This window comes from Micromonospora sp. SD19 (genome assembly GCF_054462275.1).
The window spans coordinates 170,158-184,212 of sequence record NZ_JBTLMN010000008.1; the positions used below are offsets into that span (position 1 = coordinate 170,158).

General features: G+C 71.5%; 10 protein-coding genes and 1 pseudogene. 4 read left to right on the top strand and 7 right to left on the bottom strand.

All coding sequences use genetic code 11. From position 1 onward, the window contains the following. Nucleotides 1-428: 428 nt before the first annotated feature. From ACX27O_RS24395 to ACX27O_RS24425, 7 genes and pseudogenes are all read right to left on the bottom strand, one after another. A pseudogene (locus ACX27O_RS24395) lies at nucleotides 429-1,454 on the bottom strand (arginase family protein); the annotation flags it as partial. 66 nt (nucleotides 1,455-1,520) lie between these two features. Beyond that, complete coding sequence (locus ACX27O_RS24400; RefSeq protein WP_210857628.1) at nucleotides 1,521-2,444, bottom strand: tetratricopeptide repeat protein; 924 nt, start codon at nucleotides 2,442-2,444, stop codon at nucleotides 1,521-1,523. Nucleotides 2,445-2,641: 197 nt separating this feature from the next. Beyond that, complete coding sequence (locus tag ACX27O_RS24405; protein WP_030333245.1) at nucleotides 2,642-4,330, bottom strand: acyl-CoA mutase large subunit family protein; 1,689 nt, start codon at nucleotides 4,328-4,330, stop codon at nucleotides 2,642-2,644. A gap of 122 nt (nucleotides 4,331-4,452) precedes the next feature. After that, nucleotides 4,453-4,866 (bottom strand): Asp23/Gls24 family envelope stress response protein, encoded by a 414-nt coding sequence (locus ACX27O_RS24410; protein WP_030333243.1) that lies wholly within the window; start codon nucleotides 4,864-4,866, stop codon nucleotides 4,453-4,455. Between the two features lie 162 nt (nucleotides 4,867-5,028). Next, nucleotides 5,029-5,448, bottom strand: a complete 420-nt coding sequence (locus ACX27O_RS24415; protein ID WP_030333240.1) for an Asp23/Gls24 family envelope stress response protein — start codon at nucleotides 5,446-5,448, stop codon at nucleotides 5,029-5,031. A gap of 148 nt (nucleotides 5,449-5,596) precedes the next feature. Next, nucleotides 5,597-6,601, bottom strand: a complete 1,005-nt coding sequence (gene meaB, locus ACX27O_RS24420; RefSeq protein WP_030333239.1) for a methylmalonyl Co-A mutase-associated GTPase MeaB — start codon at nucleotides 6,599-6,601, stop codon at nucleotides 5,597-5,599. Continuing rightward, a complete protein-coding gene (locus tag ACX27O_RS24425) occupies nucleotides 6,598-7,782 on the bottom strand; it encodes an acetyl-CoA C-acetyltransferase (protein WP_030333237.1) in 1,185 nt (394 codons plus the stop codon). Before ACX27O_RS24425 ends, meaB begins: the two co-directional genes overlap by 4 nt. 62 nt (nucleotides 7,783-7,844) lie before the next feature. On the opposite strand from ACX27O_RS24425, the gene mce reads away from it, so the two are divergent. From mce to ACX27O_RS24445, 4 genes are all read left to right on the top strand, one after another. Beyond that, nucleotides 7,845-8,318: a methylmalonyl-CoA epimerase gene (gene mce, locus ACX27O_RS24430; protein ID WP_030333235.1), complete on the top strand. Its 474-nt coding sequence runs from the start codon at nucleotides 7,845-7,847 to the stop codon at nucleotides 8,316-8,318. 492 nt (nucleotides 8,319-8,810) lie between these two features. Beyond that, a complete protein-coding gene (gene ccrA / locus ACX27O_RS24435) occupies nucleotides 8,811-10,166 on the top strand; it encodes a crotonyl-CoA carboxylase/reductase (protein ID WP_030333233.1) in 1,356 nt (451 codons plus the stop codon). A 277-nt stretch (nucleotides 10,167-10,443) separates the two neighbouring features. Continuing rightward, on the top strand, nucleotides 10,444-11,706 hold the full coding sequence (locus ACX27O_RS24440; RefSeq protein ID WP_030333231.1) for a DivIVA domain-containing protein: 1,263 nt from the start codon (nucleotides 10,444-10,446) through the stop codon (nucleotides 11,704-11,706). A 177-nt stretch (nucleotides 11,707-11,883) separates the two neighbouring features. Next, the gene (locus ACX27O_RS24445; protein ID WP_458940103.1) at nucleotides 11,884-13,989 is read left to right on the top strand and encodes a coiled-coil domain-containing protein; all 2,106 of its coding nucleotides are present in this window, start codon (nucleotides 11,884-11,886) and stop codon (nucleotides 13,987-13,989) included. Nucleotides 13,990-14,055: the final 66 nt, after the last annotated feature.

Here is a 14,055-nt window from a genome sequence, read left to right on the forward strand (position 1 = left end):
CACGACCCGCGTTCGGGTCAAGCAGTATCGGCTTTGTGCAGATCTGCGCTGTTCTCGGTAGCTGAGCTCGGACGCGGAGCGTCCTCGGCGGGCTGAGCGGGTCGCCGGAGCAGGCCCGGACCCGCCGATGCGGGCGGGCCGACCGGCTCGCGCTCGACCGCAGCCGGGATCATCGCCGGCACTACTCCCGACGGCTCGGCCTTCGGGTGCCCGAGCAGGCCAGGTTGCGCCGAATCGACAGCGCCGTCGCGGTCGGCATCAGCCAGTCCCCCACCGGGGCCATCGCCGCCGGCAAGATCCACGGCGTCAAGCCCGTCCAGCCGCGCAGCACCGTCCAGCCGCCCCGCTGCACCGGACCGTCCGTCACCATCCAGCCGCGCCACGCCATCAAGCCGCTTGGCATCATCCAGCCGCGCCACGCCGCCAAGCCGCTCGGCACCGTCCCGCCGCTCCATGCCGCCAACCCGCTCCACCTGGTCGCTGGTGCGCCGAGGGCTGGGCGTCGGCCGGGCCGACAGCAGTCGGGGCGGCACAGCTTCCGGGGCGGTCACCGGCGCCAGACCGGCGACGACGGTGTTGACGATCTCGGCCGCGTACGAGCCGTCCGGGTCGTAGTCCGGGTCGAAGACGGTCAGCTCCACGCCGAGGCAGTGCGGGGTGTCGACCAGGCCGGCGAGCAGGATCTCCAGTTCGGCGAAGGCGATCCCACCCGGGTCGGGGGCGTCCACGGCGGGCATCACCGCCGGGTCGAGCACGTCCACGTCGATGTGCACCCAGTAGCCCGCGCAGTCGGCGAGCTGCTCGTGCGCCCACTGGGCCGTCCGGGCGGCGCCTTCGGCCCGCAGTGCCGGCACCGGTCGGGTGGTGATCCCGGCGGCCTGGAGGTCGAGCCGGTACTCGTCCTGGGCGCGGATGCCGAGCACCACCACGTCGATGTCGCGGAAGTAGGGCCGACGACCTTCCAGCGCGGCCAGGTCCGCCTGCCCCCGCCCAGTGACCAGGGCCAGGTCCTCACCGGCGGCGGCACCGACGTAGGAAGCGTTGCCGGGGTGCCGGAAGTCGGAGTGCCCGTCGACGAAGACCAGCCCGATCCGCCCACCGACGGCCTCACCGAGGCGGTGCATGGCCAGGGCCGAGCCGAGCAGCACGGAGCAGTCGCCGCCCAGCACCACCGGGAACTCGCCCCGGTCGATGATCGAGCCGATGCGTTCGGCGAGGGCCAGCGAGTAGTCGGCGATCTCGCGGGCGTGACACACCCCGTCGCCGGGCCGCCAGTCGCCCGGGTCGTACCGGGCGGGGGTGACGCAGCCGGCGTCGCGGGCCCGGAGCCGGGCCAGCAGGTCGTGGTCGCGCAGCGCCCCGGGCGCCTTGGCGCAACCCGGGACCGACGTGGGCGTCGGCGGCCGTAGACCGAGATTTGTCGGCGCGTCGAGGACGGCGATCCGGCGCATCATGAGCTCCCGTCCTCGGTGGTCGGGCGGGCCGGCCGGAACGCCGGCCCGCGCTGGCGTGCTACGAACTCAGAACAGGGCGCTGGCGAGGGCCCGACGCGCCGAGGCGACCGCCGGATCGTCCGGGCCGGCGATCGAGAAGAGCGAGACCAGGTGCTGGCGGGCCGTCTCACGATCCTCACCGGCGGTGCGCCGGACCAGGGCGACGAGCCGCGCGTACGCCTGCTCGGCCAGGCCGCTGAGCACCTCGATATCGGCGGCCAGCAGTTGGGCGGCGACATCGTCGGGGGCGCTCTCGGCGGCGGCCAGCGCGGCGGACGGGTCGGCGCCGGCCACCCGCCGGGCCACCCCGACCTGGGCCAGTCCCGCAGTGGCGGCGGCGTCCGCCGGGGCGTCGGCGAGGATCTTGCGGTACGCCTGCTCGGCGGCGTCCAGATCGCCGCTCATCAACGCGTCGTCGGCCTCGTCGAGGCGCGGGTCCTCCGGCTCGGCGACTGTCACGCCGCCGGCCTTGAGCACGGCCTGGATCCACTGCCGCAACTGCGGCTCGGGCACCACTCCGGAGAAGGCGTCGACCGGCTGACCACCGACGACCGCGTAGACCATGGGAATGCCCTGCACCCGGAACATCTGGGCGATTCGGGGGTTTTCCTGCACGTCGACCCGGGCCAGCACCCAGGCGCCGCCACCCTCGGCGTTCAGCCGCTCCAGGACCGGGGCGAACTCGTCGCTCTCCGGGAAGCCGGCCGCGCCGAAGAACACGACGACGGGCGTGGCCATCGAGCGTTCGAGCACGTCGGACTGGATGGTCGCCTCGGTGACGTCCACGATGGCGGTGTCACCGCCAGCGGAGGGCGCACCGGGTGTGCCGTTGGACGGGCCGCCCTGAGGGGGCGTGCCGGGGCGGGTACCTGCTGGTGCGGGGCCACGCAGCGTGCTGAGGTCGACCGCGCCGCGGGTGAAGATCGACGAGGTGATCCGTGGGTCGCTCATGGTTACCTAGTCTCGCACGTGAGCCCCCGATCTCAGCTCACCCGCAACCCCGACGTTGCAACTCTCACGCCCCCACCCGCACCCCCGCCCTCACCCCCGCGATCTTGCACATTCTGTCGCCGATACGCCACATTCACGCCTTATGACGGCACCGAAACCGCAAGATCGACGCGGGTGAGGGAGGGAGGGAGGGAGGGTTAGAAGCGTGCTGGCTCTCGGTAGGTGCCCCACTCGGCGCGCAGGGCGTCGCAGATCTCGCCCAACGTCGCCTCGGCGCGGACCGCGTCGAGCATGGCGGGGATCATGTTCTCGTCGGTACGGCTCGCCTCGATCATCCGGGTCACCGCCGCGCGGACCGCCGACTCGTCCCGCGCGCTCTTGCGCTCGGCGAGCACCCGACGCTGCTCCAGCTCCACCTCGTGCGAGATGCGCAGGATCTCCAGCTCCTTGGCGACGGTGCCGGTGTGGCAGTTGACCCCGACGATCTTCTTGTCGCCCTTTTCGAGGGCCTGCTGGTAGACGAAGGCCGACTCGGCGATGTGCCCGGTGAACCAGCCGTCCTCGATGCCGCGCAGGATGCCCGAGGTCATCGGACCGATCTGGTGCGGCCCGTCCCCGCCGAGCTGCCGGATCCGGGCGAAGATCTCCTCCGCCTCGGCCTCGATCTTGTCGGTCAGCGCCTCGACGTACCAGGAGCCGCCGAGCGGGTCGGCCACGTTGACCACACCGGTCTCCTCCATCAGCACCTGCTGGGTACGCAGGGCGATCTCGGCGGACTCGTCGGTGGGCAGCGCCAGGGTCTCGTCCAGCGCGTTGGTGTGCAGCGAGTTCGTGCCGCCGAGCACCGCCGCGAGCGCCTCGACGGCGGTGCGTACCACGTTGTTGACCGGCTGCTGGGCGGTCAGCGACACCCCGGCGGTCTGCGTGTGGAACCGCAGCCACAGGGCCTTCTCACTGGTCGCGCCGTACACGTCACGCAGCCAGCGGGCCCAGATCCGGCGGGCGGCCCGGAACTTGGCGATCTCCTCGAAGAAGTCGAGGTGCGAGTCGAAGAAGAAGCTCAGCCCCGGGGCGAAGACGTTCACGTCCAGCCCGCGCGACAGACCCAGCTCGACGTAGCCGAAGCCGTCCGCCAGGGTGTACGCCAACTCCTGCGCGGCGGTCGAGCCGGCCTCGCGGATGTGGTAGCCGGAGACCGACAGCGGCTTGTAGCGCGGGATCTCCCGGGCGCAGTACTCCATCAGGTCGCCGATCAGGCGCAGGTGCGGCTCCGGGTCGAAGAGCCACTCCTTCTGCGCGATGTACTCCTTGAAGATGTCCGTCTGCAGGGTGCCGTCCAGCTTGGACAGGTCGGCGCCCTGCCGCTCGGCGGCGACCAGGTACATGCAGAACACCGGCACGGCCGGGCCGGAGATGGTCATCGAGGTGGTGACGCCGGACAGGTCGATGCCGTCGAAGAGTGCCTGCATGTCGGTGGCGGTGTCGATGGCCACGCCGCAGTGGCCGACCTCGCCGAGCGCCTGCGGGTCGTCCGAGTCGCGGCCCATCAGCGTCGGCATGTCGAACGCGACCGACAGGCCGCCGCCACCGGCGCCCAGGATCATCTTGTAACGCTCGTTGGTCTGCTGGGCGTTGCCGAAGCCGGCGAACTGCCGGATCGTCCAGGTCCGCCCGCGGTAGCCGGTCGGATACAGACCCCTGGTGTACGGGTACTCGCCCGGCCAGCCGATCCGTTCGAAGCCCGGGTACGCGCTGCCCTCGGGTGGCCCGTAGACGGGCTCCACCGGCATCCCGGAGAGCGTGGTGAAGTCCGCGTCCCGCTTGCGCGCGGCGTCGTACCGGGCCTGCCAGCGCGCCCGGCCGGCGTCGATCTCGTCGGCGTCCATGAGCAGGGCTCCTCCTCGGGTCCTCGACTGCACGTCGAGTGTAAGGCCCCCACCTGAACGATCGCTAAGTCGTGTCGTACCGGCAAGTAACACCCCGCCGCACGGGACGGCCGCAACCCGACTCAGACCGTCGGCGACCCCACGGACCCGCCCATCGCCACGTCGTCGACCCGGATGTTGACCTCGTCCACCCGCAGCCCGTACGCCTCGACCGCCTCGGTCACCTGGGCGCGTACCTGACCGGTGATCTCCGGCACCGGCCGACCTGCCTCGATCACCAACACCAGGTTGACCACGGCGGCGTCCCCTGTCACATGGGCCGAGCAACCCCGCCGGGCGTCACCCACCTGGTCCAGCCCGACCCGGTCGAGAACCGCGTTGAAGAACCGGGCGACGTCCCCGCCCAGGTCGGCCACGCCGGGCACCGCGCGGGCAGCCGCGACGGCGATCTTCTCGATCACCTCGTCCGCGACCTGGGTCGTGCCACCGGCCGGCACCGACGCCCTGGTCAGCTTCTGCGTTGCTTCCAGGTCCACAGTCGCTCCCTGCTCCTCGCACCACCGCGGCTGGGGGCACGTCCTGCCCTCCGACGACGGTGGGCGGTGCGAGCCTACTGCGACGGTGCGGCCCCGGGCTGTCCCCGGTGGATGGTCAACGGACGGCCCACCAGCCGTCACCGGCCGCCGGGCAGGTACGCCTCAGGCCCCGGCAGTCGCCCCGGGCTGGTTCAGCTCGATGTCGTCCACAGTGACGTTGACCTGGGTGACAGTGAGGCCGTACTTCTCCACCGCCTCGATCACCGCGGCCCGCACCGCCTCGGTCACGTCGGTCACGACGTGCCCGGCGTCGATCACCAGGACCACGTTGATGACGACGGAACCGCCCTTCACGTCGGCCGACACGCCCCGCCGAGCGTCGCCCACCTGGTCCAGGCCGACCTTGTCCAACACGCTGTTGAAGAACCGGGACACGTCACCACCGAGATCGGCGACACCGGGCACGGTACGAGCGGCCGCACCGGCGATCTTCTCCACGACCTCGTCGGAAACCGACGTGGCCCCCCGGGCCGCGCCCGTCGCGGGCGACACCGCACCGGCGTTCTCCACCGCGTCCGTCATGATCACATCTCCCCTGGTCCCGGTGCGATGTGGACCGACCGTCTCGTCAGCCCGCCGCGCGGCGGCCGACCGCCGGCCACGCGCCGCGAGCCTACTAAAACCGGAGCCAACTTCGCGTCCGGGCGCTCGGTGCCGGCGCGCCTGCCGGTCAGCGGGCGAGCTGGGCGAGCAACTCGTCCGCCGCCGTGTACGGGTCGGTCGCGCCCTCGGCCACCCGGGCGGCGAGAGTGGACAACTGCGTACCGTCGCGAAGGGACCCGATCCGGGCGCGGAGGGTGCCGAGCGCGATCGCCTCGATCTCGGCGGCGGCCCGCGCCTCCTGGCGGCGGCGCAGCTCGCCGTGCTCGACCAGCCAGCCCCGGTGCTTGTCGATGGCGGCGGCGATGTCGTCGATGCCCTCGCCGCGCGCGGCGACCGACCGGACCACCTGCGGCCGCCACTGCCCCGGGCCGCGCTCACCGAGAGCGATCATGCCCTGGATGTCCCGGACGGTGGCGTCGACGCCGTCCCGGTCCGCCTTGTTGACCACGAACACGTCGGCGATCTCCAGGATGCCGGCCTTGACCGCCTGGATCGCGTCACCCATCCCCGGTGCGAGCAGCACCAGCGTCGTGTCGGCCAGCGAGGCGACCTCCACCTCGGCCTGCCCGACGCCGACGGTCTCCACCAGCACCACGTCGCAGCCGGCGCCCTCCAGCACCCGGACCGCCTGCGGCGTCGCCGCTGCCAACCCGCCGAGGTGTCCCCGACTGGACATCGACCGGATGTAGACGCCCGGATCGGTGGCGTGGTCCTGCATCCGCACCCGGTCACCGAGGATCGCCCCACCCGTGAACGGGCTGGACGGGTCGACCGCCAGCACACCGACCCGGTGCCCCTGCGCCCGCAGCGCCCGGACCAGCTCGTTCGTGGTGGTCGACTTGCCCACCCCGGGTGAACCGGTCAGCCCGACCACCTGCGCCTGCCCCGCGTACGGCGCCAGCGCCGCGGCGATCGCCGGAAGCAGCTCGTCGCCGTTCTCCACCAGGGTGATCAGGCGGGCCACCGCGCGGGGGTCACCCGCGCGGGCCCGCTCGACCAGCAGCGGTACGTCCCGACTACGGCGCACCGACGTGCTGCCCGCCGCCGGGACGGGCTCGGCCGCTCCGCTCACTGGCCCGGCACGTGGATGATCAGCGCGTCGCCCTGCCCACCGCCGCCGCAGAGCGCCGCCGCGCCGGTGCCACCGCCGCGCCGCTTCAGCTCCAGGGCGAGGGTGAGGACGAGACGCGCGCCGGACATGCCGATCGGGTGGCCGAGCGCGATCGCGCCACCGTTGACGTTCACCTTGTCCGGGCTGATCCCGAGGTCCCGGGTGGACTGGATGCCGACCTGGGCGAACGCCTCGTTGATCTCGATGAGGTCCAGGTCCGCGACGCTCAGGCCACCCTTCTTCAGGGCGTGGTTGATCGCGTTAGACGGCTGCGAGTGCAGGGAGTTGTCCGGGCCCGCCACGTTGCCGTGCGCGCCGATCTCGGCCAGCCAGGTCAGCCCCAGCTCCTTCGCCTTGGCCTTGCTCATGACGAGCACCGCGGCGGCGCCGTCGGAGATCGGCGACGAGCTGCCCGCGGTGATGGTGCCGTCCTTCGCGAAGGCGGGGCGCAGCTTGGCCAGCGACTCGACGGTGGTGTCCGGGCGGATGCCCTCGTCCTCGCTGATCACCAGCGGGTCACCCTTGCGCTGCGGGATGACCACAGGGGTGATCTCGTCGGCGAAGTGGCCGTTCTTCTGCGCGGCGGCGGCCCGCTGGTGGCTGGCGGCGGCGAAGGCGTCCTGCTCCGTGCGGGAGATGCCGTGCTTGACGCCGAGCCGCTCGGTCGACTCGCCCATCGAGCAGCAGTCCCAGGCGTCGCTGAGCCCGTCGTGCGCCATGTGGTCCTTGACCACCACGTCGCCGTACTTGTAGCCGGTGCGCTGGCCCATCAGCAGGTGCGGGGCGTTGGTCATCGACTCCATGCCGCCGGCCACCACGATGTCGAACTCGCCGGCCCGGATCAGCTGGTCGGCCAGGGCGATCGCGTCCAGGCCGGAGAGGCAGACCTTGTTGATGGTCAGCGCCGGCACCGACATCGGTACGCCGGCCTCGACCGCCGCCTGCCGGGCCGGGATCTGACCGGCGCCGGCCTGCAACACCTGCCCCATGATCACGTACTGGACCTGGTCCGGGCTGACGCCGGCCCGCTCCAGCGCCGCCTTGATGGCGATCCCGCCGAGCTTGGTGGCGGGAAGGTCCTTGAGGTTGCCCAGCAGCCGGCCCATCGGGGTCCGCGCGCCGCTGACGATCACCGAAGCCATGCCTGCCTCCGAGGGGGGTGCCGAGCTGTACGCCTTAACGATTGTTCGGCCAGACTAGCGCCATGGCAGAGAACTCCCCCGTCGAGCCCGGTGCGGACTACGTCACAGACATCGGGCTTCGCAAGATTGACCACGTCGGGATAGCCGTGGCCGACCTGGACGCCGCGATCGACTTCTACCAGCGGACGTTCGGGATGCGCTGCGTACACGTGGAGACCAACGCCGAGCAGGGCGTCCGGGAAGCGATGCTGGCCGTCGGGCCGACCACCGAGGGCGGCTGCGTGCAGTTGCTCGCCCCGCTCACCCCGGAGTCGACGATCGCGAAGTTCCTGGACCGCAACGGGCCGGGCGTGCAGCAGGTCGCGTACACCGTGGTGGACATCGACGCGGCCTGCGCGGCACTGCGCGAGCGCGGCATGCGGCTTCTCTACGACGCCCCGAGGCGCGGCACTGCGGACAGCCGGATCAACTTCGTCCACCCGAAGGACGCCGGCGGCGTCCTCGTCGAACTGGTCGAGCCCGCCGCAGCCCACTAGCCCTGCGCCCCGCCCCGCCCCCTGCCGCCCCACCCCGCGCCGCACTGCTGCGCACCACGTGCGACACGGCGACACCGCACGCCGCACGCCGCACGCCGTGATCGCGCTGCAACAGGGATCTAGTGGTCTCCCACCGCCGTGACACCACTACATCAAGGATCGAGCACGATCTTGACGAGTCGGCGGGCCGGGGGGCGGGTCGAGGGCGGGCGCGGGTCGAGGGCGGGCGCGGGTCGAGGGCGGGCTGGGGATCGCGGGGGCTGCGCGCGCACGTCAGTGCGCGGTTGGCGGGGTGGCCGGACACCTTCACGCATCGGTGGATGCAGTTTTTCACAGAGGACTTCCCGGCCTAGCTACCGTTCAGTAACGTCCGGCCCCACAGGAGCGCGACCGGTGCCGGATGTGTCGAATGCCGACATGGCGGTCGTGCCCACCGGCGCCGACGATGGCAGCACCCGGGCCCGTGCGGGTGCGGACGAACCGGAGGTCACCGTGCAGGACATCCTCGAAGCGATCATGGCGGCGGAGGAATCGAACGATCCGGACCGCGAACTCGCCGGCGTCGCCGGACTGCCCGTACCGGAGAGCTACCGGGGCGTGGTCGTCCGCGCCGAGGAAGCCCGGATGTTCGACGGCATGGCCACCCGGGACAAGGACCCGCGCAAGGCACTGCACGTGCAGGAGGTGCCGACACCGCAGCTGGCGCCGGGTGAGGCGCTGATCGCGGTGATGGCCAGCGCGATCAACTACAACACGGTGTGGACAAGCATCTTCGAGCCGGTGTCCACCTTCAGGTTCCTGGAGCGCTACGGCCGGGTCTCCGAGCTGACCCGCCGGCACGACCTGCCGTACCACGTGGTCGGCTCGGACGCGGCCGGCGTGGTGCTGCGCACCGGCCCCGGGGTGACCCGCTGGGCGCCCGGCGACGAGGTGGTCGCGCACTGCCTCTCCGTCGAGCTGGAGGACGCGGCCGGCCACGACGACACCATGCTCGACCCGCAGCAGCGGATCTGGGGCTTCGAGACCAACTTCGGCGGGCTCGCCGAGCTGGCCATCGTCAAGGCCAACCAGCTGATGCCCAAGCCACGGCACCTGAGCTGGGAGGAGGCGGCCAGCCCCGGGCTGGTCAACTCCACCGCGTACCGGCAGCTCGTCTCGCACCATGGCGCCAACATGAAACAGGGCGACGTGGTGCTGATCTGGGGCGCCTCCGGCGGCCTCGGCGGGTACGCCACGCAGATGGCGCTCAACGGCGGCGCGATCCCGGTCTGCGTGGTGTCCTCACCGGAGAAGGCCGAGCTGTGCCGCCGGATGGGCGCGGATCTCGTCATCGACCGGGCCGCTGAGGGCTTCCGCTTCTGGAAGGACGAGGAGACCCAGGACCCGGACGAGTGGCGGCGCTTCGGCGAGCGGATCCGCGAGCTGACCGGCGGCGAGGACCCGGACATCGTGTTCGAGCACCCGGGACGGGAGACGTTCGGCGCCAGCGTCTACGTGGCCCGACGCGGTGGGACCATCGTCACCTGCGCCTCCACGAGCGGCTTCCAGCACCAGTACGACAACCGCTACCTGTGGATGCACCTCAAGCGGATCGTCGGCAGCCACTTCGCCAACTACCACGAGGCGTGGCAGGCCAACCGCCTGGTGGCGCTCGGCAAGGTGCACCCGACGGTGTCCCGCACCTACCCGTTGGAGCAGACCGGCCAGGCCGCGTACGAGGTGCACCGCAACGCCCACCAGGGCAAGGTCGGCGTGCGCTGCCTCGCGCCCGCCGACGGGCTGGGCGTACGCGACGGGGAGCTGCGGGCCCGGCACGAGGACGCGATCAACCGGTTCCGCGGTCACTGACCGGCCGGACGGGGGAACGCGGGATGACCATTGCGATGATCGCTCATTGTTCTTCCGCCCTCATTAGCGGATAACCCACCCGGATCGAACAAAGGGCCTCGGGGTAACCCCGGGGCCCTTTTCCGCGTCACGCTGCGTGGCGTCCGACAGGCCGGGACCTGCCAAGATCGCCGATTGGTCCGACCTCGTCGACACCAGGAGTTGACCATGTAAAGAGGGCACGAAAGCTTCCCACCGCTCTTGCGAAGCACCCTGGGGCGTCTGCCAGTATGTCCCAATGCCCCAGCAGCAGTCCTCCCCTCTCGCGTTCTTCGATAACGCGAACTCGCAGCCAGATTTCACCGTTGGCCTGCGCGGATACAACACTCATCAGGTCGACGACTTCCTCGGCCGGATGACCGCCGCGCTGACCCAGTCCGAGCAGGCCCGTGCCGAGGCCGAGCAGCGGATGAACGACGCCCAGCGTCGGCTCCGCCAGGCCGAGCAGCGCATGAGTGCGCTGGAGCAGAAGCTCACCGACACGAACAAGCAGCTCGAAGAGAACAGCCGGCCCACCCTCTCCGGGCTCGGCACCCGCGTCGAGCAGATCCTGCGGCTCGCCGAGGAGCAGGCCAACGACCACCGCAACGAGGCCAAGCGCGAGTCGGAGGGCATCCTCTCCGCCGCCCGCCTCGAGGCCCGCGAGATCACCGACAAGGCCCGCGCCGAGGCCGCTGCCATGAAGGCGAGCGCCGAGCGCGAGGCGGGCAACCTGCGCACGGCCGCCGAGCGTGAGGCCGCCGAGGTCCGGGTGCAGGCCCGCCGCGAGGCTGACACGCTGCGCGCCGACGCCGACCGTGAGACCAAGCAGCTGCGTACCGTCACCGCGCACGAGGTGGCCGAGCTGAAGTCGACTGTCGAGCGGGAGGTCGCGACCCTGCGGGCCACCGCCGAGCGGGAGATCACCCAGCAGCGGGCGAAGGCCGCCCGCGAAGCTGAGGAGAAGCGCGCCGAGGCGACCAAGCTGCTCACCGACGCGCGGGACAAGCGCGACAAGGACCTGCAGGCTCTGGAGCTTCAGCTGGCCGAGCGGCGGGAGAAGGCCGAACGCGAGGAGTCCGAGCGCCACGCCGCCCAGGTCGCGCAGACCCAGAAGATGGTCAGCGAGGCCGAGCAGCGGGCCCGGGCCGCGCAGGAGCGGGCCAAGGAGATCGAGCAGCGCGCCGAGGCGCGGCGGATCGAGTCGGAGCGCAACGCCGCCGAGACGATCGACAAGGCCAAGGCCCACTCGGAGAAGACCCTCAACGAGGCGAAGGCCGAGTCGCAGCGTCTGCTCACCGAGGCTCGCACCGAGGCGGAGCTGACCACGCAGGCCGCCCGCCGCGAGGTCGAGGACCTCACCCGGCAGAAGGACGCTGTCACCTCTCAGCTGGGTCAGATGCTCTCCGGGCTCGCCGGCATCGTTCCGGGAATGCCGGCGCAGGCCGCTCCGGCTGCCAAGCCGGACGCCAAGAAGAACGACGACGGTCAGGAGCGGGTGCCCGCGGAGACCGCCGGCTGACGCGAGGCGTCAGGTCGGGGCATCGACGGCGCGAGGTGACACCGGGTAACCGGTGCCACCTCGCGCCGTATGCGTTTCCCTACCCGTGGTATCCGTCAGCCGCGACGGAGTGAAGTAGCTCCCACAAGGCCCGTCCGTATCGCCCCAGCAGGGCCCGTTGCGTGTGAGGATGGGGGCATGTCGCACGGCGAGGAACTGTTCGCCCTTGGCGGGGACGTGACGACGGAGCCCAGCTTCGAGTCCGCTCTGCGGGGGTACGAGAAGAAACAGGTCGACCGTTATGTCGCGCGTGCTGAGCACGAGATAGCGACCCTCGCCTCCGAACGGGAACAGGCGTACACACAGATCCACAAGCTCGCCGGCCAGGTCGAGGTTCTGCAGCGTGACCTGACCCAGGTGCGCAAGCAGATGAACGTGGTCGACCGGGCGTCGTTCCGCCATCTCGGCCCGCGGGTCGAGTCGATCCTCACTCTCGCCGAGGAGCAGGCCGAGCAGATCCTCGCCGACGCCAATGGGGAGCTCGATGCCCGCCGCGCCGCCGCCGAGCACATCATCGAGGAGGCCCGCGAGCAGGCCGCGCGGGCGCTGAAGGACTTCGAGATCGCTCTCGCCGCCCGACGCGCGGAGGAGGAGCGGCACAGCGCCGCCCGGCGGGCCGAGGCGGAGGAAACCCTGCGGTCGGCCAAGGACGAGTCGGCGCAGTTGCGCAAGGCGGCGCAGGACGCGCTGGCGAAGGCCCAGCAGGAGGCCACCCAGCTGCGGGATTCCGCCAAGGAGATCCACACCCGGGCCCAGCAGGAAGCCACCAAGCTGCGCGAGACGGCCCGCGAGACGCTGGCCAACGCCCGGCAGGAGGCCAGCGATCTGCGCGATGCGGCCAAGGAGGTGCATGCCAAGGCCCTCCAGGAGGCCAAACGGCTCACCGACACCGCGACCGAGGCCGGGCGGGCCACCCACGCCAAGGCGCAGCAGGAGGCCAAGCAGATCATCGACGACGCGTCGATGGCCGGGCGGGCCACCCGCGCCAAGGCGCAGCAGGAGGCCGAGCGGCTGACGACGCAGGCCACCGAGTCGGCGAAGCGCAGCCGCGCCGAGACCGAGGCGTACGTGCAGCGGATGCGCACCGAGACCGAGGCGTACGTGCAGCAGACCCGGGCGCAGACCCAGCAGGAACTGGGCGCGTGGCGGGCCGGGGTGGAACAGGAGGTCAACTCCCGTCGGGAGGCGGCCGACCGGGAGCTGGCGCAGCGACGGTCCGCGGCCGAGCAGGAGTTCGCCAAGCGCCGCGACGAGTTGGACAAGCAGCACGCGGCACGCCAGCAGGAGCTGGAAGCCGCGTTCACCAGCCGTCAGCAGGAGCTGGAGCGCGACCTCACCACCCGCCGCGACGAGTTGGAGACGGAGTACTCCACCCGCAAGAACGAGCTGGAGACCGCGTACACCGCCCGCAAGAACGAGATCGAACAGGGTGCGGCCGGCATCCGTCAGGCGGCCGAGCAGGACGCGGCGGCGCTGCGCCAGCGGTCCGAGGCGGAGGCCACCGAGCTGCTGAGCCGGGCCGAGACCGAGGCCGGCGACAAGCGCCGCAAGGCCGACGAGCATGTCGCGGCGTCCCGGCGGCAGTTCGAGGAGTACGCGGCCACCACGCAGCAGCACCTGGCCACCACCCAGCAGCACCTGGCGGCGACGCAGCAGGAGGCGGCGGCGGGCCGGCAGCAGTTGGCCCAGGTGATGCTGGAGATCGCCCAGGCCCAGCAGCAGCTCGCGGATCTGCGGCAGGAGACCTGGAAGGCCCGGCAGGAGTCCGACGAGCTCCAGCGTCAGATGTCCGAGCTGCGGTTGCAGAGTGTCGCCGGCCCGATCGACGGCCCTACCGCACCGGACGCGGCGTCCGACGCGAGCGCGGACCTGTCCGGTGGTGGGGACGACGGCGTGAGCGTTTCCGCCGGCACCGGCGCCCGGTCGGGTCCGGGCGAGTCGGGTACGGGCACCGGGCTGAAGGCAGAGCCCGCCGACACCCGGCAACCGGTGAACGCGAGTGCGGACGAGTCGGGGCAGCCAACGACGCGGCCGGTGGCCGAGCCGGTGACCACCCTGGACGGTGGGACGGCGAGCGCCGGGGTGGACGGGGAGCCGACAGTGGCCGCCGTTCCGGGCGAGGGTGGCCGGGGCGCCAAGCCCACCAAGATCACTAGCACCGGCGAGAACGGCAAGCGACCCAGTAAGCCGACCACCGACGAGCGCAGCGCCAAGCCCAGCAAGGTCACCCTCGACAAGGACTGACCGCCCCATCCAGGCTTCGAGATCTTGGACACTTTCCGTCAGGTGTTGACGGAAAGTGTCCAAGAT

What these genes read in the sequence shown, in the direction of transcription:
- ACX27O_RS24405 (WP_030333245.1), bottom strand. Translation starts at nt 4,330, where the DNA reads ATGGACGCCGACGAGATCGACGCCGGCCGGGCGCGCTGGCAGGCCCGG.
- mce (WP_030333235.1), top strand. Translation starts at nt 7,845, where the DNA reads ATGGCAGAGAACTCCCCCGTCGAGCCCGGTGCGGACTACGTCACAGAC.
- ACX27O_RS24415 (WP_030333240.1), bottom strand. Translation starts at nt 5,448, where the DNA reads ATGACGGACGCGGTGGAGAACGCCGGTGCGGTGTCGCCCGCGACGGGC.
- ACX27O_RS24445 (WP_458940103.1), top strand. Translation starts at nt 11,884, where the DNA reads ATGTCGCACGGCGAGGAACTGTTCGCCCTTGGCGGGGACGTGACGACG.
- ACX27O_RS24400 (WP_210857628.1), bottom strand. Translation starts at nt 2,444, where the DNA reads ATGAGCGACCCACGGATCACCTCGTCGATCTTCACCCGCGGCGCGGTC.
- ACX27O_RS24425 (WP_030333237.1), bottom strand. Translation starts at nt 7,782, where the DNA reads ATGGCTTCGGTGATCGTCAGCGGCGCGCGGACCCCGATGGGCCGGCTG.
- ACX27O_RS24440 (WP_030333231.1), top strand. Translation starts at nt 10,444, where the DNA reads ATGCCCCAGCAGCAGTCCTCCCCTCTCGCGTTCTTCGATAACGCGAAC.